Annotated in this window: 28 protein-coding genes; 14 read left to right on the top strand and 14 right to left on the bottom strand. The window is 37.8% G+C overall.

The features are described 5' to 3' along the window. Positions 1-43: 43 nt before the first annotated feature. Both RI844_RS16185 and RI844_RS16180 read left to right on the top strand, forming a co-directional pair. Positions 44-1018 (top strand): hydrolase, encoded by a 975-nt coding sequence (locus tag RI844_RS16185; RefSeq protein ID WP_348395706.1) that lies wholly within the window; start codon positions 44-46, stop codon positions 1016-1018. Next, positions 1015-1239, top strand: coding sequence for a YheU family protein (locus RI844_RS16180; protein ID WP_348395705.1), 225 nt, complete (start codon positions 1015-1017; stop codon positions 1237-1239). Before RI844_RS16185 ends, RI844_RS16180 begins: the two co-directional genes overlap by 4 nt. On the opposite strand, the gene RI844_RS16175 is transcribed toward RI844_RS16180, so the two are convergent. From RI844_RS16175 to nudE, 3 genes are read right to left on the bottom strand one after another with little or no spacing between them, the layout of a single operon-like run. After that, on the bottom strand, positions 1236-1820 hold the full coding sequence (locus RI844_RS16175) for a YceI family protein (RefSeq protein ID WP_348395704.1): 585 nt from the start codon (positions 1818-1820) through the stop codon (positions 1236-1238). The genes RI844_RS16180 and RI844_RS16175 overlap by 4 nt on opposite strands. Positions 1821-1836: 16 nt before the next feature. Then, a complete protein-coding gene (gene cysQ, locus RI844_RS16170) occupies positions 1837-2664 on the bottom strand; it encodes a 3'(2'),5'-bisphosphate nucleotidase CysQ (protein ID WP_348395703.1) in 828 nt (275 codons plus the stop codon). After that, complete coding sequence (gene nudE, locus RI844_RS16165) at positions 2661-3224, bottom strand: ADP compounds hydrolase NudE (protein WP_348395702.1); 564 nt, start codon at positions 3222-3224, stop codon at positions 2661-2663. The genes cysQ and nudE overlap by 4 nt, the downstream gene beginning before the upstream one ends. A gap of 174 nt (positions 3225-3398) precedes the next feature. Here nudE and yrfG point away from each other — a divergent pair, with 174 nt between their 5' ends. Next, positions 3399-4073, top strand: a complete 675-nt coding sequence (yrfG, locus tag RI844_RS16160) for a GMP/IMP nucleotidase (RefSeq protein WP_348395701.1) — start codon at positions 3399-3401, stop codon at positions 4071-4073. A 122-nt stretch (positions 4074-4195) separates the two neighbouring features. On the opposite strand, the gene RI844_RS16155 is transcribed toward yrfG, so the two are convergent. The 4 genes from RI844_RS16155 to coaBC all read right to left on the bottom strand — a co-directional run bounded on the left by RI844_RS16155 (position 4196) and on the right by coaBC (position 8051). Beyond that, positions 4196-5656 carry an aminoacyl-histidine dipeptidase gene (locus RI844_RS16155; RefSeq protein ID WP_348395700.1) on the bottom strand — a complete coding sequence of 487 codons (1461 nt, stop codon included), beginning with the start codon at positions 5654-5656 and terminating at the stop codon, positions 4196-4198. Positions 5657-5750: 94 nt separating this feature from the next. Further along, positions 5751-6335: a nucleoid occlusion factor SlmA gene (gene slmA / locus RI844_RS16150; RefSeq protein ID WP_348395699.1), complete on the bottom strand. Its 585-nt coding sequence runs from the start codon at positions 6333-6335 to the stop codon at positions 5751-5753. 47 nt (positions 6336-6382) lie between these two features. Then, on the bottom strand, positions 6383-6853 hold the full coding sequence (dut, locus tag RI844_RS16145; RefSeq protein ID WP_348395698.1) for a dUTP diphosphatase: 471 nt from the start codon (positions 6851-6853) through the stop codon (positions 6383-6385). Continuing rightward, a complete protein-coding gene (gene coaBC / locus RI844_RS16140) occupies positions 6846-8051 on the bottom strand; it encodes a bifunctional phosphopantothenoylcysteine decarboxylase/phosphopantothenate--cysteine ligase CoaBC (protein WP_348395697.1) in 1206 nt (401 codons plus the stop codon). The genes dut and coaBC overlap by 8 nt, the downstream gene beginning before the upstream one ends. 187 nt (positions 8052-8238) lie before the next feature. Here coaBC and radC point away from each other — a divergent pair, with 187 nt between their 5' ends. The 3 genes from radC to rpmG all read left to right on the top strand — a co-directional run bounded on the left by radC (position 8239) and on the right by rpmG (position 9579). Further along, the gene (gene radC, locus RI844_RS16135; protein WP_348395696.1) at positions 8239-8910 is read left to right on the top strand and encodes a RadC family protein; all 672 of its coding nucleotides are present in this window, start codon (positions 8239-8241) and stop codon (positions 8908-8910) included. 265 nt (positions 8911-9175) lie between these two features. Then, entirely contained in the window at positions 9176-9412 is a 237-nt protein-coding gene (gene rpmB / locus RI844_RS16130; protein ID WP_348388116.1) for a 50S ribosomal protein L28, read from the top strand. 11 nt (positions 9413-9423) lie between these two features. Further along, positions 9424-9579, top strand: a complete 156-nt coding sequence (gene rpmG / locus RI844_RS16125) for a 50S ribosomal protein L33 (protein WP_033078277.1) — start codon at positions 9424-9426, stop codon at positions 9577-9579. Between the two features lie 168 nt (positions 9580-9747). Here rpmG and RI844_RS16120 read toward each other — a convergent pair whose 3' ends face one another. Next, positions 9748-10341, bottom strand: a complete 594-nt coding sequence (locus tag RI844_RS16120) for a LysE family translocator (protein WP_348398370.1) — start codon at positions 10339-10341, stop codon at positions 9748-9750. Between the two features lie 99 nt (positions 10342-10440). On the opposite strand from RI844_RS16120, the gene RI844_RS16115 reads away from it, so the two are divergent. Then, a complete protein-coding gene (locus RI844_RS16115) occupies positions 10441-10893 on the top strand; it encodes an Lrp/AsnC family transcriptional regulator (protein ID WP_348395695.1) in 453 nt (150 codons plus the stop codon). A gap of 3 nt (positions 10894-10896) precedes the next feature. Here the strand turns inward: RI844_RS16115 and RI844_RS16110 are convergent, their stop codons facing one another. Beyond that, complete coding sequence (locus tag RI844_RS16110) at positions 10897-11418, bottom strand: GNAT family N-acetyltransferase (protein WP_348395694.1); 522 nt, start codon at positions 11416-11418, stop codon at positions 10897-10899. A gap of 147 nt (positions 11419-11565) precedes the next feature. On the opposite strand from RI844_RS16110, the gene mutM reads away from it, so the two are divergent. Next, positions 11566-12381 (top strand): bifunctional DNA-formamidopyrimidine glycosylase/DNA-(apurinic or apyrimidinic site) lyase, encoded by an 816-nt coding sequence (mutM, locus tag RI844_RS16105; RefSeq protein WP_348395693.1) that lies wholly within the window; start codon positions 11566-11568, stop codon positions 12379-12381. Between the two features lie 23 nt (positions 12382-12404). Here the strand turns inward: mutM and RI844_RS16100 are convergent, their stop codons facing one another. Together RI844_RS16100 and coaD are read right to left on the bottom strand one after the other, a co-directional pair. Then, positions 12405-12821, bottom strand: a complete 417-nt coding sequence (locus tag RI844_RS16100; RefSeq protein ID WP_348395692.1) for a MaoC family dehydratase — start codon at positions 12819-12821, stop codon at positions 12405-12407. Between the two features lie 73 nt (positions 12822-12894). Then, entirely contained in the window at positions 12895-13368 is a 474-nt protein-coding gene (gene coaD / locus RI844_RS16095) for a pantetheine-phosphate adenylyltransferase (RefSeq protein ID WP_348395691.1), read from the bottom strand. Between the two features lie 270 nt (positions 13369-13638). Here coaD and RI844_RS16090 point away from each other — a divergent pair, with 270 nt between their 5' ends. Further along, positions 13639-14304 (top strand): TetR/AcrR family transcriptional regulator, encoded by a 666-nt coding sequence (locus tag RI844_RS16090; RefSeq protein ID WP_348395690.1) that lies wholly within the window; start codon positions 13639-13641, stop codon positions 14302-14304. A 4-nt stretch (positions 14305-14308) separates the two neighbouring features. On the opposite strand, the gene RI844_RS16085 is transcribed toward RI844_RS16090, so the two are convergent. After that, on the bottom strand, positions 14309-15052 hold the full coding sequence (locus RI844_RS16085; RefSeq protein WP_348395689.1) for a 3-deoxy-D-manno-octulosonic acid kinase: 744 nt from the start codon (positions 15050-15052) through the stop codon (positions 14309-14311). A 56-nt stretch (positions 15053-15108) separates the two neighbouring features. Between RI844_RS16085 and RI844_RS16080 the strand changes: the two genes are divergently transcribed. Then, positions 15109-16143, top strand: a complete 1035-nt coding sequence (locus tag RI844_RS16080) for a glycosyltransferase family 9 protein (RefSeq protein ID WP_348395688.1) — start codon at positions 15109-15111, stop codon at positions 16141-16143. Between the two features lie 13 nt (positions 16144-16156). Here the strand turns inward: RI844_RS16080 and waaA are convergent, their stop codons facing one another. Together waaA and RI844_RS16070 are read right to left on the bottom strand one after the other, a co-directional pair. Then, entirely contained in the window at positions 16157-17440 is a 1284-nt protein-coding gene (gene waaA / locus RI844_RS16075) for a lipid IV(A) 3-deoxy-D-manno-octulosonic acid transferase (RefSeq protein ID WP_348395687.1), read from the bottom strand. A gap of 106 nt (positions 17441-17546) precedes the next feature. Next, positions 17547-17975 carry an Lrp/AsnC family transcriptional regulator gene (locus tag RI844_RS16070; RefSeq protein ID WP_348395686.1) on the bottom strand — a complete coding sequence of 143 codons (429 nt, stop codon included), beginning with the start codon at positions 17973-17975 and terminating at the stop codon, positions 17547-17549. 233 nt (positions 17976-18208) lie between these two features. On the opposite strand from RI844_RS16070, the gene RI844_RS16065 reads away from it, so the two are divergent. The 4 genes from RI844_RS16065 (at position 18209) to glpG (ending at position 21794) form a co-directional block, all read left to right on the top strand. Further along, complete coding sequence (locus RI844_RS16065) at positions 18209-19402, top strand: glycine C-acetyltransferase (protein WP_348395685.1); 1194 nt, start codon at positions 18209-18211, stop codon at positions 19400-19402. A 23-nt stretch (positions 19403-19425) separates the two neighbouring features. Further along, positions 19426-20451: an L-threonine 3-dehydrogenase gene (gene tdh, locus RI844_RS16060; RefSeq protein WP_348395684.1), complete on the top strand. Its 1026-nt coding sequence runs from the start codon at positions 19426-19428 to the stop codon at positions 20449-20451. 120 nt (positions 20452-20571) lie between these two features. Next, positions 20572-20907 carry a thiosulfate sulfurtransferase GlpE gene (gene glpE, locus RI844_RS16055; protein WP_348395683.1) on the top strand — a complete coding sequence of 112 codons (336 nt, stop codon included), beginning with the start codon at positions 20572-20574 and terminating at the stop codon, positions 20905-20907. 17 nt (positions 20908-20924) lie between these two features. Further along, on the top strand, positions 20925-21794 hold the full coding sequence (gene glpG, locus RI844_RS16050) for a rhomboid family intramembrane serine protease GlpG (RefSeq protein WP_348395682.1): 870 nt from the start codon (positions 20925-20927) through the stop codon (positions 21792-21794). Position 21795: the final 1 nt, after the last annotated feature.

Genomic DNA, 21795 nt, shown 5'->3' with positions numbered 1-21795 from the left:
CACTTTTTTGGTTATAATTTTTCCATAAAAGATAGAGAGTCAAATGTTAAAATCCAGTTCATTCAAACCTGCCTGGTGGTTAAGTAACCGCCATTTACAAACTATGGCGGCCAAAATTTTACGTCGCAAGCAAACTGTTGCTGTAATTAACGAAACGGTTGAATTACCAGACGGTGATTTTGTAGACCTTGCCTGGACTGAAGATCCTAACTTACACCCATTAAAACCCATTGTTTATGTGTTGCATGGGTTAGAAGGTTCAATTAACAGCCACTACGCAAAAGGCATGATGGGCGCTATTAAAGCCAAAGGCTGGATTGGCTTATTAATGCATTTTAGAGGTTGTAGTGGTCGCCCTAATCGTCAGGGTCCTTCTTATCATAGCGGCGACACTTGGGACATTCATTATTGTACTGAATATTTAAAGGAGCGCTTTGTTAACCGACCATTAGCCATATTGGGCTTCTCACTTGGTGGTAACGTTTTGGCTAATTATTTAGCCGAAGATCCTAACAATCCATTTCATTGTGCAGCCGTTATCTGTGCGCCATTACATCTTGCCAGTTGTAGTACACAAATAGATCAGGGGTTTTCCAAAGTGTATCAAAAATACTTGGTAGATATGCTTAAAGACAGTACCACTGAAAAAATTAACTTAAAGCTAATTTCTCATATCGAGCTAGCTGAACTAGAGCAGATTAAAACCCTATATGAGTTCGATCAAAAAGTGACTGCGCCAATTAATGGTTTTGAAAGTGCTGAAGATTATTATGAAAAAGCCAGTGGATTATACCGACTTGATAAAATCACTAAAGCCACTTTAATCATTCACGCCATGGACGACCCATTCCTTTGCCATAAATACTTGGATAAAATTCCAGACAATAATTTGATTGATTTTGAAGTTAGTGATCACGGCGGTCATGTTGGATATATCAGTGGTAATAATCCTTTTAAGCCTCAATATTGGCTAGAACGCCGAGTATTAAATTTTATAGCAGAGCAGTTTAGCCAATGATTATCGATATTAACCAAATCAGCAGTGAAGCATTAAACGCAATTATTGAAGACTATATTTTCAGAGAAGGTACCGATTATGGTGAGTTTGAATGTTCTTTGGATGAAAAAAAACAACAAATTAAAGCTCAGTTAGCCAGCAAACAAATTGTCTTAGTGTATTCTGAGCTTCATGAAACGGTAAATATTTTACCGTTTGAACAATTTAACCAAGCCGATTAACCTTCACGAATAAAAGTTAATACAAAATTAACCGGAACAGCATTACTAATGCTTGGTAAAGACGCTATTTTTTGTAATTCTTTAACACCCTCTTCTAAACCAAAATCTTTGGCATTAATTATCACGGGCTTTATGCTTGTTACCATTAACTTAGTATTGCTTACTTTTGTTACATAAGTTGGTATTTGTAAGCTCTTTTTCATGCCGTGCAATTCTAAGCGCCCTTGCAACATTAATTCAGAACTTTCACCTAGAGCTAATTTTTCAATAAGCTTAGTGCCGATATTTGCCGTAATTATCGCTTTTGGGAAAAGTTCAGATTCAAATAACATTCCCTGCATTCTTTCATTACGAATTGATATGCCGGTATTAACACTTGCTAAAGAAATACTTACTTGGGCTTCGCCATTACTTTTAATTATCCCTTTTAAAGAGTCAAAATGATGAGATTCAGCCACGTCAGATTTTTTAATACTGACAAAACTGACCAACGATTGTTCATTATCTAGCTGCCAAGTTGCCAAAGTTGATGAACTTACAAATAAAAGTAAAAAGGAAATTAAACTGATAAATTTTTTCATAATAGTCTCTATAAAATTAATAGTCGCGATCGCAGCGGTGTGGCTTAATAACATCTTGCCAATTGATTTTTTGATTACCTAGACCAATAAAATCAGGGTTCATTAAGCTTTCTCGTTTGTTATAAGAAAGTGCATTTAATTCACTATCTAATATCGTACCGCCAGCTTCTTCCAAAATACATTGGCTAGCTCCTGTGTCCCACTCACCCGTTGGGCCTATTCGTAAATAACAGTCTGTAGTACCCTCGGCTATCTGACAACTTTTCAAAGAGCAACTCCCTAAAGGAATGTGATTATAAGTATAATCATCATTCAAATATTGCCCCATTACTGCAAGCTTTTGCCTACGACTTACGCCAACATTTAATGCTCTTTTACCATCATATTCAGCCACATTAATTGCTGTTGTAGTCAACGAGTCTTGTTTAAATGCGCCTTTACCGGTTTCAGCAAAATATGTGATCTCATGCGCAGGCGCATGAATCACGCCAATTTTAGGCCAACCATTTTCAATCAAAGCAACATTAACAGCAAAGTCGCCACTACCAGCAATAAATTCACCGGTACCGTCTATTGGATCCAATAGCCAATATCGAGTCCATTGTTCACGTTCAGCCAGCGGTAAATAAGTGCTTTCTTCAGATATAATTGGAATGTCTGGCGTTAATCGTGCTAATTCATCTTCCAATATTTTGTTAGCGGCTAAATCTGCGCTGGTCACCGGTGACTCATCATCTTTGGTGAATTTTTCAAAGTCACCTTTATGGTAAAATCGCATCACTTCTACACCAGCTTTTTTGGCACTAGCAATCGCAATATCTAATAAGCTTTGGCTTATTGTCATTTGTGTCCCTTAAGTATGTCGTTTACTAACATTAACGCTGAAATACTGCGAGCTTCAGTAAAATCAGGTTGAGCTAATAAATTTTTATAATCACTGAGTTTCCAATGTACTATTTGTAATGGTTCAGGTTCGTCACCTTCAAGAGCGCTTTCATATAAGCCACTTGCCATAAATATTTCCATAGTGGCATTGAAAAATGCTGGCGCCAAGCTAACTGTATGCACATAAGTTAACGTCGTTGCCGCCATTTTTATTTCTTCTTGCAACTCTCTGTTCGCAGCTTCACTTGGCTCTTCGCCGGCATCAATTAGTCCTTTTGGAAAACCTAACTGATAAGAATGAGTTCCAGCACAATATTCCCTAATTAATATAAGAGTGTCATCATCTAACATCGGAACAATTAAAACAGCGCCTCTGCCAGCACCTTTAATTTTTTCATAACTGCGTAGTTCATCATTACTAAACTTTAATTCAATTTGTTCAACGGTAACCAATCGACTTTTTGCCACTTCTTTTGAAGCAAGTATCTCTGGTAATGTAAGTTTAGTTGATTTATCCATTTATTTTTGCCTACAACACATTTGGGGAATTTTTGATAACTAATGCTTTCACTACGTGTAAATAATGCCTACCATGTTCACTATCTACAATACGATTAAAGCCATTTAGCATTAGGCTAATTGATATTGTCATTAATATACGCAATTAATCCGTTGTTTTACAGGAATAAATCCATGTTTGATTGGTCAAAAATTCATACCGTGTTGCTTGATATGGATGGCACACTCCTCGATCTCCACTTTGATAATCATTTTTGGATGGAGCATTTACCAAAAAGATATGCCGAGCACAGCAACATTTCCATCGCAGAAGCAGAGCAATACTTAAAATCTCGTTACCAACAGGTAGAAGGTACTATCTCTTGGTATTGCCTAGATTATTGGGCTGAACAAACCAACATGCCGATTACTGAACTCAAAAAAGAAGTTCAGCATTTAATCAAGTTAAGAGAAGATGCTCATGACTTTTTAGTCGCGTTAAAGCAATCTGGCCGCAAAGTAATATTAGTCACTAATGCTCATCCAGACAGTTTATCCCTGAAAATTGAGCGTACAGAATTGAATAAATATTTTGATCAGCTTATTTCTTGCCATCAGTTTGGGGTTACTAAAGAGTCACAATTATTATGGCAACGGTTACAGCAACATGTTGGATTTGATAATGCTAACACCTTGTTTGTCGATGACAGCATTAACATTCTTGACTCAGCTAAAGATTTCGGAATTAAGCATTTGTTAGCAGTAGCTAATCCTGACAGTAAACAAGCGATCAGGGAAATTACCGAATACCCTGCTATTACAGACTACAGTGTGTTACTAAATGATATCTCTAACTTTGAGTTAAATTGAATTTAGCAAGGCAAATGAAATGATAGCGGGGATACGAAAAAACAGCTCAAGCAATAGCTGCGCGGGTAAAGTAAAAATTCCCTGACCTTAATCAGGGAGTTTTTTACTAAGGTTTAAATTTTTTAGTGTTTCTCTGGAATGTTTGCTAACACAGCAGTTAATAGCTGCCAATATTCGCCAACAGTTGCTATTTCAACCTTCTCATCAGGAGAATGCGGAAATTTAATTGTTGGTCCAATAGACACCATATCTAAATGCGGGTATTCAGTTTTAAATAACCCGCACTCTAAACCAGCATGAATCACCATGATTTCAGGGATTTTATTAAAGTTTTCTTGGTACGTGTCGCGCACAATATTCATAATTTCAGAATTGGTACTCGGCTTCCAGCCAGGATATGCACCTGAGAATTCAACTTTTGCACCAGCTAAAGTAAATACAGACTCAACCATTTCTTCGGTTTCAGTACGACCATCATCATGTAAACTACGAATCAAACATAAAGCAACAAATTTAGGGCCTTTGCAGCGCAGAACGCCTAAATTTAAAGAGGTTTCTACCACGCCGTCAATATCATCGCTCATCCGAACAACACCATTCACGCAGCCATTTAAGGCTAATAATATTTTATTTTGACAAGCTTGTGTCCACATTTGTTCAAACGTTTCCGGTTGAATAAGTAGCATTGAAATATCAGGTTCAACAATATGTAAATTGGCTCTAATCGTTGATAAATAAGCACCAAAAGCAGTTTTTAGTGCTTCAACATTTTCACTGGCAACGACAAAACTGGCATTTGCTTCACGTGGAATAGCATTACGTAAACTGCCGCCATTAAGCTCTGTTAATTGAATGCCAAACTCTCTACTTGCCTGCAATAAAAAACGTACTAACAATTTATTGGCATTAGCGCGTCCGGTGTGGATATCAACACCTGAATGACCACCTTTTAAGCCTGAAATAGACAAGTTAAATGATTCATACCCTGCTGGAACAGCTTCGTTCTCAAGGGTGAAGGTAGCACTGGCATCAACACCGCCGGCACAGCCCATGTAAACTTCACCTTCTTGCTCAGAATCAGTGTTAATTAAAATTTCACCATCTAACCAACCAGCTTCTAAACCAAAAGCGCCACTCATGCCCGCTTCTTCATCAATAGTAACCAACAATTCTAATGGGCCATGTACTATATCGGCACTGGCAAGTACTGCCATAGCCGAAGATAAACCAATACCATTATCTGCACCTAAGGTTGTACCTTGGGCAGTAACCCATTCACCGTCAATGTAAGGGCGAATTGGATCGGTTAAAAAGTCGTGTTTGGTATCGTTATTTTTTTGCGGCACCATATCCATATGTGCTTGTAAAATAACACCCTTGCGGCTTTCCATACCTTTAGTGGCTGGTTTTTTAATAAATAAATTACCAACAGCATCTTCCTTCACACTTAAACCCTGCTCTTGGGCCCAGCTTTGGATCCAAAGCGAAATTTTTTGCTCGTGCTTAGATGGATGTGGAATGCTGCAAATATTGGCAAAAATTTGCCATAAACTGCTCGGTGATAATTGGCTTAAATCGCTCATGATGTTCTCTTAGATATAAAAGTGGCTGATTATATAAAATATATAATCAGCCATTTGTGTTTAACAATATTATAGTTGAATGTAAGTCTGCCTACTAGCAACCTGACATTAAAAACTGCCACTGTTCAGCAAAGCTGTCGCTTGGTTTTTTCTCAAAACCAGAGCGCACGTATTGGCTAATTTTTCCTTCACAAAAGGCAAGAATAATATTGGCTAGGGCCAATTCATTAATGGGTAAGCCTTTACCTTCACGTAATTTACGCTCGCGTAAAATTTGTTTAAATTGTGTTTCCAGTTTTTCAAATAACTGATGCACTCGAACACGTAAACGTTCATTCTCTCCAACCAAAGCATCGCCAGCCAGTATGCGACTCATACCGGGGTTACGCTCAGCAAAAACTAGAATGACATGGGTAATATGATGACAGCGCACCATGGTTTCTTTTTGATCCGTTAGAATTAAATTAATACGCGAAAATAGCGATTCTTCAATATATTCAATTAGTCCTTCAAACATACGCGCTTTAGAAGGAAAATGACGATATAAAGCCGCTTCTGAAAAGCCAACTTCGCCAGCTAATTTTGCTGTAGTTATTCGCTGTCCAGGGCTTGTCTCTAACATATGAGCAAGACATTCTAATATTTGTTGTTTACGATTTGGTTTTTTATTATCTGACATATTTTTATTTTTCTTAACTTATAAATTTTTTTCGTTGGCTTGTTAGCCTAACTACCGGTATGACCAAAGCCGCCCTGACCGCGCCTGCTTGTTTCAAAACTGTTCACAATTTCAAAGTCAGCTTGCACAACTGGTAAAAATACTAATTGCGCAACTCTATCGCCAGGAGTAATAGTGTAACTTTTTTGGCTTCTATTCCAACATGAAACCATTAATGGTCCTTGATAATCAGAGTCAATTAGACCAACCAAGTTACCCAAGACTATACCGTGTTTATGGCCTAAACCTGAACGCGGTAATATAGTGGCACAAAGTTTTGGATCTTCAATAAAAACTGAAATTCCGGTAGGAATCAATTGAGTTTCACCAGGCTTAACTACTAACTCTGTAGCCATACAAGCACATAAATCAATACCCGCCGATCCTAGCGTGGCATAATTTGGCATCGGAAAATCACTGCCAATCCGATGATCCAATATTTTTAGTTTTATTGGCTTTTTATCGAGATCGTTAATCATTTTGCACCCTGTCATGGATTAAAGCTACTAATTGCTCGGCAAGTTGTTTTTTAGCCGTTAACGGTAACTCTTTACTGCCATTATGCCAAAATACTTTTAAAGCATTATCATCACTATTAAAGCCTTGCCCCTGCTTGGCAACATCATTAGCGGCAATCATGTCTAGATTTTTACGTACCAGTTTACCTTTAGCATAGTGCTCTACATCTTGCGTTTCAGCAGCAAAGCCAACCGTGAAGGGTTTATCTTTTAATGCGGTAATACTAGCCACAATATCTGGGTTTTTTACCAGCGCAATGCTCATGGCATCATTAGAACTGGTTTTCTTAAGCTTATGTTCGCTAATTTTTGCCACTTTATAATCGGCTACAGCTGCGCAAGCAACAAAGACATCGGCATTTACTGCCTGTGCTAAAGCAATTTCATGCATATTTTCTGCGCTTTGAACGTCAATGCGAGTGCAGTTGTTTGGTGTTGGTAAATTTACCGGACCGGCTATTATCGTGACCTTTGCGCCAAAGCTTTGCGCAGCATCGGCTATCGAAAAGCCCATTTTTCCAGAAGAATGATTCGAAATATAACGCACAGGGTCAATCGCTTCGCGAGTAGGGCCCGCGGTTATTACCCAGTGTTGCCCGGCTAAAGAGTGATTAGTATTAAAGTGTTTAATGCAATGCTCTACAATGTCATCCGGTTCAATCATACGGCCATACCCGACATCACCACATGCTTGCTCACCTGCGCCTGGTCCCCAAACATGAACACCACGGCGAGTGATTACTGCCATATTTTCTTGAGTAGCTATAGCATGCCACATTTGTTGATTCATTGCAGGTGCTACAGCAATAGGTGCAGCAGTAGCCAAGCAAATAGTAGCTAGTAGGTCATCGGCCATACCGGCGCTTAATCTAGCTATGGTATTAGCCGTTGCAGGGGCAATTAGAATTAAATCAGCCCACTTGGCTAATTCAATATGTCCCATTGCAGCTTCGGCCGCCGGGTCAAGTAAGCTATCAGCTACCGGATTACCAGACACAGCTTGAAGTGTAAGTGGTGTAATAAATGCTTTACCACCATTAGTCATGACAACTCTTACATTGGCACCTTGATCTTTTAAGCGTCGTACTAATTCTGCACTTTTATAGGCAGCAATCCCGCCAGTAACGCCTAAAACGATATTTTTATTCTGTAAAAACATCTACACCTGCTAATATTATTAATGACTTATATAGTGATATAAACCATGTTATGTCTTAATGGCGATAAGATACCACGGATTGGATAGTAGATTAAATACTATTAGTGAGTATTTACATACATTTATCAGTGCGCTGTTATACCACTATGTAAATTTAATACTACACAAATTGCAAGGAAGCAGTTTTATGTTAAAAGATTGGCCCATTCAAGAACGCCCTCGTGAAAAATTACTGTCTTTAGGTGCCCACAGTTTAAGTGATGCTGAATTATTGGCTATTTTTTTACGCACCGGAGTAAAAGGTTATGATGTCGTTGCATTATCCCGACACTTGCTAAAACATTTTGGTAGTTTACATAATGTATTAGCTACCGACTGTGACAGCTTTTGCCAACAATACGGTTTAGGTAAAGCTAAATATGTGCAATTACAAGCCTGCCTAGAGATGTCTCGACGATATTTAGCAGCAAAATTAACTAAAGGTTTAAGCTTAACTTCATCTAGTCAAACTAAAGATTATTTGATCTCAGAATTAAAACACGAACCTCATGAAGTGTTCGCTATTTTGTTTTTAGATAACCAACATAACATCATTTGTTTTAAAAAATTATTTTTTGGTACTATCGATGCCGCCACTGTATATCCAAGGGTAGTGGTAGAAAGTGCGTTAAAGTTTAAATCGGCAGCCATTATTTTATCGCATAATCACCCTTCTGGTATTGCTGAGCCGAGTCTGGCTGACAAACAAATAACCCAAAGATTAATAAAAGCATTGGCATTAGTTGATATTAGGGTGCTGGATCACATAATAATTGCTGGTCACTTAACATGTTCACTAGCCGAACGTGGCGACATGTAACGTCGTTTTACGATAAGAATAGTCAAAATGAATGTTTTTTAACCCATTAACTAAAATTAATTGTATAAAAACGTAATTTAGATTGGGATCTCGTCGAAAAATCAGTATAATCGCGGCCATTACAAACAACAGCTTAATTTGTAGCCGATAAAGCTTGATCATTTGAAAAGACGTATATATAATTTGCGACCTTTTTCAGGATCCCGTGGCGACGGCCTTGGGATTTAAACAAGCTCGAGCTGAAATATTTTTTGGAGTGACTCACATGTCTAAGATTTGCCAAGTAACAGGCAAGAAACCGATGGTAGGTAACAACCGTTCTCACGCGTTGAATTCTACTCGTCGTCGTTTTTTACCAAACCTACAAACTCACCGTTTTTGGGTAGAAAGTGAAAACCGTTTTGTAAAATTACGTTTAACACCGAAAGGTATGCGTATTATCGATAAGAATGGTATTGATTCTGTATTAGCAGATATCCGTGCCCGTGGCGAAAAGATCTAAGGAACTGAATCATGCGCGATAAAATCCGTTTAGTTTCATCTGCAGGTACTGGTCATTTTTATACTACTGATAAGAATAAAAAGACTATGCCAGAAAAGATGGAAATCAAAAAGTTTGATCCGAAAGCTCGCAAGCACGTGATCTACAAAGAAGCTAAAATCAAGTAATTGATAATCTTCTATAAAAAAACCTAGCTATTAGCTAGGTTTTTTTTTGGCTGTATGAAAGTGCAGATAGAGCATGGAGCGAAGTTTCTGCGGCCCCCAAGTTTAGCTAAATATCTACTCTCAATTTCAATGACTCCGGAACGTTGAAAATTATATCAATTCCATAGACTAAATTAGCACTGGGTATAGCGACAACACCAATAAACTTGCCATGGTTATATTAAACATTTTAAGTCGGTTGTGGTTGGTCAGTATTTTTTGCATTTGTTTACCAAGCATTACCCAAGTGCTCACCGATGGTAAATTAATTAAACCAAAAATTGCAGCTACTAATAGCACCGCTTGCAGGCTTTGTGTCGGCGCATAAATACTAATCGCAGTAAGGGCCATCGTCCATGCTTTTGGGTTCACCCATTGAAATAATGCGGCCTGCATAAATGTCATAGGTTTAGTGTCTGGTTTTTGATCATCTACAGGCGAGCCAGCACCGGCAATTTTATAGGCCAAATATAATAGATAACCAATACTGGCGACCTTTAAAATGTCGTAGCTTAACGGAAATTGGTCAAATATTTGAATAATGCCAATACCGACTAAAAACACCATTAATGTAAAGCCAATGCCAACCCCTAAAGCATGCGGCACAGTACGCTTAAAGCCAAAATTAGCGCCAGAAGCCATTAGCATTAAATTATTTGGCCCAGGAGTTACTGATGATGCAAAGGCAAACATCATCAAAGCAGGAATAGTCTCGTAGCTCATCACTTTAATTTCCTTGTTTATTATGATAAAACAATAATACGCCTTTCAAGATGAAATTAATGTGCTATTTTCACGTATTAACAACTCATTACACAACTTATGACTAAAAAAGACAGATATAACGAGCAAATATTGCAAGAACTAAAACTTGATGGCCGCATTTCTAATTTAGAATTAGCTGAAAAAGTTGGTTTATCCCCTTCTGCTTGCTTAAGACGGGTGCAAGAGCTAGAGCGCTCAGGTGTTATTAAGGGCTATCGCGCGGTATTAGATAACGAATTACTCGGTAATGGCTTTATTGCCTATGTGACGGTTGGTTTAGGTGAGCATACGAAAGGCTCACAAGAAGCTTTTGAGCAAGCTATTACTTTAGCCCATGAGGTCAGAGAATGTCACAATGTTACCGGCACATTTGAATACATTCTTAGGGTAGAAACAGTTAATCTGAAAACATATAAAACATTCCATACCGATGTACTTGGTACCCTGCCGCAAGTACATACTATTTCTACTCATGTAGTTATGGATTCTCCTAAAGATGAAAGAGCTTAGGTATTAACCATCAAGCGGGGTTTCAGGTGTATTGAGTATTAATTGATAAAAACCTAAATCTAGCCACCGGCCAAATTTAAAGCCAGCTTCTTTAATCGTCCCTGCATGTACAAACCCGAGTTTTTCATGCAATGCAATGCTGCCAGTATTGGTTATATCAATACCACCAATAATGGTGTGGTATTGCTGCTGTTTAGCGGCTTCAATAATGTTGCTCAGTAACACTTTACCAAGTCCTTTGCCTTGATGATCATGGTGAATATAAATTGAATGTTCTACTGAATATTTAAAGGCTGGCCAAGCTCGAAATGTACTATAAGTGGCAAATCCCATCAGTGTGTTATTGGCATCTAGCACACCAATTACCGGAAAATCATTAACACGCTTTACTTCAAACCAATCAATCATAGTATCTAATGTTCTGGGTTTATAATCATATAAAGCTGTTGATGAAATAATTGCTTGATTTAAAATTTCAAGAATTTCACTAGCATATTTTTCGTGGCAACAATTTACAAATTTCATTAGATCACCAATTAATAATAAAAACTGATATTAGTCTAGTTGATATCAACTTTGCATTGGGTAACAATATGTAGTCTAACCTCAGGGTTTTATATAAATTAAAAACCTAATATTTCTCTATTTAACGTAAATTAATCGATTGTTCACATGCCAGAGTTACCAGAAGTAGAAGTATGCCGAAAAGGCATTAGTCCTCATGTATTAAACCAAACAGTTAGTGATGTTATTGTGCGTAATGCAAAAATGCGTTGGCCTATAACACCAAATATAGATGAAATGTGCGGAGAAATAATTATTGAAGTAAGTCGTCGGGCAAAATACTTACTATTAAAAACTGCAAAAGGTACGTTGGTTCTGCATTTAGGCATGTCAGGTACTATTAGAGTCATTCCGAAAGATACCATCGTTGCTAAGCATGATCACTTTGATTTAGTGTTAACTTCTGGAGTTGCCTTGCGCCTTAACGATCCAAGGCGATTTGGCGCAGTGCTGTGGTTAACTGAAGATGTAAGCGAACACCCTTTATTAGCACGGCTTGGTCCAGAGCCATTATTAGATGAATTCGATAAAGGTTATTTGTTTAAAAAATCACGGAAAAAAACAGTACCGATTAAAACCTTCATTATGAATAACCATGTGGTTGTAGGCGTCGGTAACATTTATGCCAACGAAGCCTTGTTTCAAGCCGGTATATTACCAACAGCTCCTGCCGGTAAAATAAGCCAAAAGCGCTACAACAACCTGACCGAAATTATTAAACAAGTGTTGGCTAAAGCAATAAATCAAGGCGGCACCACCTTAAAAGACTTTACTCAAACTGATGGTCGTCCCGGTTATTTTGCTCAGTCATTACAGGTTTATGGTAGGGGCGGCGAAAAGTGTTTGATTTGCGAAACTCGGTTAGAAGAGATTCGCCAGTCGGGTCGAGCCAGTGTATTTTGTCCAACTTGTCAGAAAAACTAGTCTTAGTAATTTTTCTATCGCAATTAGCTTAATAAATGCTTAGGTGCCATAACCGTTGCTTCTCCACTGATCACCACAGTACCTTCGGGGTTAACAGCAGTTAGATTGAATGTAACAATTCGTCTTCTAGAATGAATGCTGGCAACTTCAACCGTTGCTGTAATTTCTTCGTTTAAAAATACAGGTGCTGAAAACTTAATTGTTTGCCCTAAAAAAATAGTGCCTTCACCTGGTAATTCACAACCTAACAGAGCAGAAAACAAACTGCTCACCAAAGCTCCGTGCACAACACGTTGTTTAAATATTGATGCTTTGCCCGCTTCTTCATCTAGGTGGATTGGATTAGAATCCAATGATACTTCAGCAAACTTTTCAACATCTGCTGAAGTGAACGATTTCTTTAAAGATGCATTTGCACCTACAACTAAAGGTTGTGTCATGATATTTCCTTGAATCTCTGTAATATAAAAGGTTTTTAACTAATATAAATATTGTCTTTAGCAGTTAACTTTATTAACTGTTTTCTAATGCTTCTTTAACCACCGGATGAACAAATTCGCTTACATTTCCACCATGTAAAGACACTTCTTTTACTAAGGTTGAAGAGATAAATGAGTTTTCTTCCGCTGGTGTTAAAAACACGCTTTCTAACTCTGGATATAAGCGACGATTCATATTCGCTAACTGAAATTCATATTCAAAATCAGATACAGCCCGTAAACCTCGAATTAATACCTGAGCATTAGCTTGTTTGGCAAAATCAACTAATAAACCACTAAAACCTTGTACTGTTACATTGTTGAGATGAGCAGTTATTTCAGTGAGCATTGCTACTCTTTTTTCTAAATTAAACCTTGGTTTTTTACTTGGGCTGGCAGCAACGCCAACAATTACTTGATCAAACAATAACGAGGCACGTTCTATTAAATCAGAGTGGCCATTGGTAACTGGATCAAATGTGCCTGGGTATATGGCGGTATTTTTCATAATGTCACTTAGCTGAATTTAGTCATTAAATAAATGTATACCCGCTAACATTCAAAGTACGGATATCTTAGTAATTTCATTATTTTAGCTGTGCTTGTAGACAAAGCAAAGGGTTTTAGAAAAACTTATTATGCAATTAATCAGCATGGTAGAAAATATATCACTTAGAAAAAAATAAAGTAATTACTCAAAAAAGTTCCATTTTAAACGATTTTGATAGTATGATGTTGGTATCGAGTTAATATCTATATTTAAAGAGTTTCGCTAGAAATGAAAACCAGAGATAAGATCATCGTCGCCAGCATTGAGCTTTTTAATGAGCAGGGCGAACGCAACATTACCACTAACCATATTGCTGCTCATTTGGGGATAAGCCCGGGTAACCTTTATTATCATTTTCGTAATAAAGAAGACATCATAAATGCAATATACAGCGAATATGCCGATGATCTAATTAATCAGTTTAAAGGGTTATCAGATGCTATTAATCCATTAGACAGTATATTGTTGTATATGGATATTGTATTTCAGCTTATTTCTAAATTTAGATTTTTCTATAGCAACTTACCCGTCTTACTAAGCAAAAATCCAGCCCTTAAAAAACGCTACAGCGAGATTCAAAAAGAAATCATCCAAAAAGTTTCGAGCATGTTACAGTCTTTAAACGAAGCTGAAATTCTAAGCATAAAAGATGATGAATTAGAGGATTTAACTTGTTTACTAAGGATCACGACGACATTTTGGTTAAGCTATTTACAAACACAAATAGAAGATAACCCTAAAATTGATGATGCTAGTTTATATGAAGGGTTATTGAAAATTTTCGCCTTATTAAGCCCATATGTTACAGATGGGGCTCGTCAAGATTTTGAAAATGCACGTGATCAGTACAAAGCGCTAAAACAAGATGCTTTAACACAGCAAATTGCCATTTAGTTATTTATACTAATTCGTAACCTTGTAATAATAATTGCCACTGAGTTTCAGTAAAATGAAACTCAGGTAATTTAGCCAACTCTTTTCTGAAAGAACGTAATAAACGCTGTAAATTTTCTTGCTGCCATTTACCAGCCTTAGGCATTATCTTGCCTTGATCAAAGTCGATTAACCAAACCTTATTATCACTATCTAACATAATATTATGTGCATTTAAGTCGTGATGATAAATATGCCTTTGATGGAATCTCTTGATACATCTTCCAATGCTTTGCCAAATCTCATCCGGCAGTTCTGATTGAGTTAATAAGCCGACAAGATCAGTGGCGCCAGGGATTAACTCTATTAGTATGTCTGCTTGATAGGTAAAACCATTGCGTTTTATTTGAAACGCAACAGGCTTAGGTGCAGGTAAATGCCAATGCTGCATTTCTTTAAGTAAAACAAACTCTTTTGCGGCGCGGCTATTCATTACTCCGGTAAAAATATAACTATCATTTATTAACTTGCCAATTAAGCCACCGCGATAATAATGTCTTAGCACCATATCTGTGCTGGAGTGTTTAATAAACCAAGCAGTACCACGACCAACAGCTTTACCTAAAATAGCATCTTTTTGTTGCCAATATTGCGCATTAAACATTTCTAAGCAAAAGTCTGGTAGTAATTCGCGCTCATAAATACAGGTATAGCTACCTTCTTTGAAAAAATTTACAGATGATTGTTTTACAAATCTCGACAGGTTCAAGATAATAGACCTTACTTAATTATATTTTGCTTAATTGCTATTTTGGTAACTCGTTTATGCTAGGTCAAATACCTACCCCAAAATCTCTTTGTATTTTAAGGCTTTCCGCCATTGGTGATGTTTGCCATGCAGTTGCTATGGTACAACAAATTCAAAAACAATATCCAGAAATTGCGATCACGTGGGTGTTAGGCAAAGTAGAGCACATGCTGCTAAAAGATTTACCGGGTATTGAGTTTATAATTTTCGATAAATCAAAAGGTACTGCTGCTTTTAAAGAACTTAAAGCGGTAATGAAAGGACGTAAATTTGACGTACTATTTCATATGCAAGCAGCGCTTAGAGCCAGTATTGCCAGTTTATGTATTTCGGCAAAAATAAAAATTGGCTTTGACAGGGCCAGAGCAAGAGAAGGCCAATGGCTTTTCACTAATAAAAAAATTGCCGCACAAGAGCAACCGCACGTACTTGAAGGCTTTATGGCATTCGCTAATGCCATAGGAGTTAAAACCGAAGCGCCACATTGGCTTATGCCTTTTGGTGAAAGTGAAAGAGCTTTTGCTAAAGATAGTATTCCACAAGATAAGTTTTATGTTGTTATTTCTGCCGCTGCCAGTAAAGCAGAGCGCAATTGGCAGCCAGAAAAGTACGCACAAGCAGCCGAGTATTTAAGTGAAAAAGGTTATCACGTTGTTCTTTGCGGCGGCCCAGGAGCTCTTGAAGTTAACCTCGGAGAAGATATTATCAAACATGCGAATGTTGAATTGATAAATTTAGTCGGTAAAACCAACTTAAAGCAATTAATGGCGGTATTAGAGTCGGCGAAGCTCGTTATAGCACCTGATACAGGTCCAACACATATGGCGACTACGGTGGAAACTCCGGTGATAGGTTTATACGCCCACTCAAACCCTAAACGTACTGGCCCATACACTTGCCAGAACAATGTTGCCAGTGTATATGAAGAATGCGTTTTAGAGCAACGCGGTAAGCCATCAACGCAATTACCCTGGAATACTCGCGCCAAAGGTGAATTAATGCATCGCATTAGTTTCGAAATGGTAAAAGAGCAAATAGATAATCTACTCTAATAGTTATTTAGGCTTATATATTTATAAGACTTTTTAGGGTGTTAGCACTGGTTACTGTTGCACCTTGATTACTTTTTACTAACTTTTCTGCATTTTTGCCCAGTTCTATACACAACGCTTGATCATCAATTAAAGTACTAAGCTCGGCGGTTAAATCAAGATTGTCCTTCAGTTGTACTATAGCCTTTGCTGCAATGAACTTAGCATTGATATCTTTAAAGTTAGCCATATTTTCACCCACTAAAATAGGCTTGGAAAATAATGCCGCTTCTAACGGGTTATGCCCGCCTACATCGGAAAAGCTGCCAGCAACAATACATATATCCGCTAAGGCATAAACCGGCAATAACTCTCCTAAGGTATCAATCAGCCATACGTCATGCTCAGCATTAACTTGTTGCTTTGAAGATCGAGTAACAACGTTTAACTCTTGCTCTTGGCATATTTTTCCAACCGAGGAAAAACGTTCAGGATGGCGCGGAACAAGTACTAAAAGTAAGTTTTGATGATTTTCTTTTAGTCGCTTAAAGGCATTAATCAGTTGTATTTCTTCTCCTTGATGAGTACTCCCTACCACCATGATTGTTCTATCATTTGCAATACATTGCTGCAGTTTGGAAATCTTGTTTTGCACGTCATCAGTAATGCTTATATCGTATTTTAAATTACCTGAATTTGACAGAATTTCAGGCTTTGCACCAAGGTGAATAAAGTTTTCAAGATTATCTTCACTTTGACATAAAATAGCTGAGAATTTATTTAAAGCAGGCTTAATTAACCAGGATATCTTTTTATAGCTTTTTAATGATTTGCCTGATAACCGGCCATTGATAAGTAATAATTTAACACCCGATTTATGGCAACGTTGGATAAGTGTTGGCCAAATTTCAGTTTCCATTAAAACAACGGCTTTAGGTTTTAAAAACTTGAAAAATAAGTGCACACAAAATGAAATGTCTAGCGGTAAGTAGCAGTGTTGAACTCGATTTTGAAAAGACTTAATAACCTGTGCTGAACCAGTTGGTGTAAATGTAGTTACTGTAATTGGTAAATCAGGTTGTTGAACCAACAACTCTTCAACAAAAGGAGTAACCGCAATAACCTCGCCCACACTGGCTGCGTGCACAACAATACCACCCGGTTTTAAATTTGAAGAGGTCCAGCCAAAGCGCTCACTTAAACGCTGTCTATATTCTTTATGGTTTAGAGAGCGAATTAAAAACACCAAAATTAAAATTGGTGTTATTAGCATAATGACCAATTGGTAAAGCCGTAATGAAAGTTTTTGTTTGTTCAATTTGTTTTCTTCTAAATGAATGAGCCATCATCATACTAACAATGGACTGAATTAGCTTAATAAATATTAAGGTCAAGTTTATACCAAGTCCATTAAATAATTGGTATTACCTTTCAAAAATGGCATCAAGGATAATCGATGAATTGGTTCGCTCTACCCCTTCTAAATGACAAATATTATCTAAAATAGCAGTAAGGTGTTTGAGCGATTGGATCTGCAGTACAACAAGCAGATCAAACTCACCGCTAATTGAGTAGATATGGCTTATCTGATGTATTTTTCTTAAAGTAATACAAATTTTCTCGCGTAAGTTCGGGTTTACTTTCAACGATACATTTATGGTGATTAAATGCTTTGTATAATTGCTGCCCAATTCAACACCGTAAGACTTTATCACGCCGTTACTTTCAAGCTTGTTAATTCTATTTTGTATAGCGGTTCTAGAAACATTTAAAGCTCTGGCAATATCAGAAACGCTAGCTCTGGCATTACACCTAAGAATTGAAAGCAACTCTTCGTCTTTTTCACTGATCATCTGTCTACTACCTTGTTATCAATTTGCCCCAACCTTACAAAGTGACACCAAGCAGTGTCAATTCGCAATAATTATAAGTCGTTTTGAACATCTGTAAACTTTTTTTTATATTAAAGAAAGTGAATAATACCTCCATCATAAATCGAAAGTATTGTAATAACTGCAGCAAAATACTCGCCAGAAACTACAATTACTAATCATGTTTTTAAATAAAAGGTTTTACTGAGGCTACTATGTCATCTAATTTTATTAACCACCTACAACAACAAATCGACCAAGTAAAAGATGAAGGCCTGTATAAAGCAGAGCGAATTATCACTACCGCTCAACAAGCTGATATAGCCGTGAGCAGTGGTGAAGAAGTTATTAATTTTTGTGCGAACAATTATTTAGGCTTGGCAAATCATCCTGAGCTGATAAACGCCGCTAAAGGCGGCTTAGATGACCATGGCTTTGGTATGGCTTCAGTGCGATTTATTTGTGGCACGCAAGATATACATAAAACGTTAGAAGGTAAGTTGAGTAACTTTCTCGGTATGGAAGATACCATTCTTTATTCTTCGTGTTTTGATGCCAATGCCGGTTTGTTTGAAACCATTCTAGGCGCTGAAGATGCTATTATTTCTGATGCATTAAACCATGCATCAATTATTGACGGTGTACGTTTATGTAAAGCAAAACGTTTTCGCTATGCCAACAACGACATGGCAGCCCTTGAAGAACAACTGATTGCTGCAAATGATGCCGGTGCACGCTTTAAATTGATTGCGACTGATGGTGTATTCTCTATGGATGGTGTTATCGCCAACCTTAAAGGTGTGTGTGATTTAGCCGATAAATACGGTGCCATGGTTATGGTTGATGATTCACACGCTGTCGGTTTTGTTGGTGAAGAAGGTCGTGGTTCACACGAGTACTGCGACGTAATGAGCCGCGTAGATATTATTACCGGTACGTTAGGTAAAGCTATGGGTGGCGCATCTGGCGGCTACACATCAGCAAGTAAAGAGGTCATTGAATGGTTACGTCAACGTTCGCGCCCGTACCTTTTCTCCAACTCATTAGCACCTGCAATTGTAACAGCATCAATCAAAGTAATTGATATGCTTGCCCAGGGCGGTGAATTACGTAAAACATTAAAAGACAATGCGGCATATTTTCGTGACAATATGGAAGCTGCTGGCTTTACTTGTGCCGGTGCCGATCACGCGATTGTGCCAGTAATGTTAGGTGATGCTAAAGTAGCGGCAGATATGTCAAACCGTTTACTTAGCGAAGGTATATACGTTATTGGGTTCTCTTTCCCGGTTGTACCAAAAGGGCAGGCTCGTATTCGTACGCAAATTTCTGCAGCTCATACTCGTGCACAATTAGATAAAGCTATTGAAGCCTTTATCCGTATTGGTAAAGAAATGGGCGTGATTTAACCGCTTACCGAAGAGATAAAAAAATGAAATCATTAGCAAAATTAAAGGCTGAACCAGGTATTTGGATGACTGATTCACCAAAACCTGAGGTTGGCCATAACGATTTATTAATTAAAATCAACAAAACTGCTATCTGTGGTACCGATATTCATATTTACAACTGGGATGAATGGTCACAAAAAACTATTCCCGTGCCTATGGTTGTCGGCCATGAATATGCTGGTGTTGTAGTTGATATGGGCCAGGAAGTAAAGGGTTTTACCAAGGGTGACAGAGTCTCTGGTGAAGGCCATATCACCTGTGGCCATTGTCGAAATTGCCGCGGTGGTCGTACCCATTTATGTCGTAATACTGTTGGTGTCGGTGTTGATAGGACGGGTAGCTTCGCCGAATATTTGGTTATTCCTGCATATAATGCCTTTAAATTACCGGATGAAATTTCAGACGATTTAGCAGCAGTATTTGACCCGTTTGGTAATGCCGTACATACCGCTCTTTCATTTGATTTAGTCGGTGAAGATGTACTTATTACCGGTGCAGGCCCTATTGGCATTATGGCCGCAGCCGTTGCTAAACATGTTGGCGCTCGCCATGTAGTCATTACAGATATCAATGAATATCGTTTAGAATTAGCGCGTAAAATGGGTGCTACCCGCGCAGTTAACGTTGCTAATGAAAACCTAAAAGATGTGATGAATGAACTTGGTATGACTGAAGGCTTTGATGTTGGTATGGAAATGTCGGGCGTACCTATGGCATTTAGAGACATGTTAGCGAATATGAATAATGGCGGTAAAATAGCCATGCTAGGTATTCCAGGGCAAGACATGGCGATAGATTGGAGTCAAATAATTTTTAAAGGCTTAACCATCAAAGGCATTTATGGCCGTGAAATGTTTGAAACATGGTACAAAATGGCGAGCTTAATTCAATCAGGATTAGACTTATCGCCTATCATTACTCATCACTTTCCAATTGATGACTTCCAGCAAGGCTTTGATGCCATGCTCTCTGGCAACTCTGGTAAAGTAATTTTAAGCTGGGATTAGTAGCAGATTTAAAAATAAGTGTATTTTTTATTAAAGCCTGTTGAGTTTTTGTTAGCTCAACAGGCTTTTTTTGATAGAATCTAGCTAAGATAACTTTATATAAAATTAAAGAGATAAACGGTGTTAGAAAACGACAGCAATTTTAAGCATATTAATGTAGCAGATGTTGAAAGTGGTTTAGCCACTAAGGCACATGTGATCTTAGATATTCGTGATGCAAATTCATTTGCTCTAAGCCATATTCCTGGGGCAATCCACTTAACCAACGATGCGTTAGCCGACTTTTTACGCGAGGCTGACTTTGATGCGCCAACAGTTGTTTGTTGTTATCACGGTATTTCTAGCCAACAGGCAGCTCAATTTTTAATTGGCCATGACTTTACTGACGTATACTCGCTTGATGGTGGCTTTGAATTATGGGCTAATAACTACCCGCAAAACATAGAAAAAGCATAACTGAGCTTAAGCTGACTATGCATATATTGGTTAACATTCAACAAAAATCTATTGCAGTTATCTTTGCCGATTATTTAAAAAGTATCGGTGTTAATTGCATAATTAAACCAGCATTAGATGATAATCAAACAATCGATGGCTGGTCAATTCTCTGCGAGCCACAACAGATAGACAAAGCAAAACATGAATTTGATCAATTTATTACCCAGCCTAACCATCCAAAATATCAACAATCTGCCTGGCAAAGTGGCCAGTCAGTAAAGCTTAATGGCAGCTCTGGTTTAACCAAGCAAATTAAAGAAAATTTTCTCGCTCAGGCCGGGCCTTTCACTATAGGTATTTTCACCGCTTGTTGGTTAGTATTTGCTGCAACATTTTTATTGTTTGGCAATAGCTTGTATCAATTAGTGATATTTAACCAAGCAGGTGATATAAACCAAACCCTTGCCCAGCCCTGGCGTTTACTAACCCCAGCTTTGTTTCATTACTCTTTATTGCATATCGCGTTTAATACCATGTGGTGGTGGCAACTGGGTGGACAAGTTGAAAAAAACTTGGGACTTAAACACATATTCACCTTATTTATTGGCTCAGCTGTACTTTCTAATATTGCGCAATTTTACATGTCAGGGCCAAATTTTGGCGGCCTGTCAGGTGTAGTTTATGCAACGGTAGGATTCGTATGGTGGTTTGGTTATTTAAATCCAGGTAAGGGAATAGGTTTATCTAATTCTATCATTGGCTTCATGCTATTTTGGTTAGTATTAGGCTATACCGATTTCATGCCGATTAATGTTGCAAATACAGCGCATTTAATTGGCTTAATCTCCGGTGTTGTTTATGCCCTTCTCGTTACTCAAATGATTAAAGCAAAGAAAATTGATTAAC

The organism is Thalassotalea fonticola, assembly GCF_032911225.1.
In the GTDB taxonomy this organism is placed as follows: domain Bacteria; phylum Pseudomonadota; class Gammaproteobacteria; order Enterobacterales; family Alteromonadaceae; genus Thalassotalea_A; species Thalassotalea_A fonticola.
This window is presented reverse-complemented; position numbering and strand designations above follow the sequence as displayed.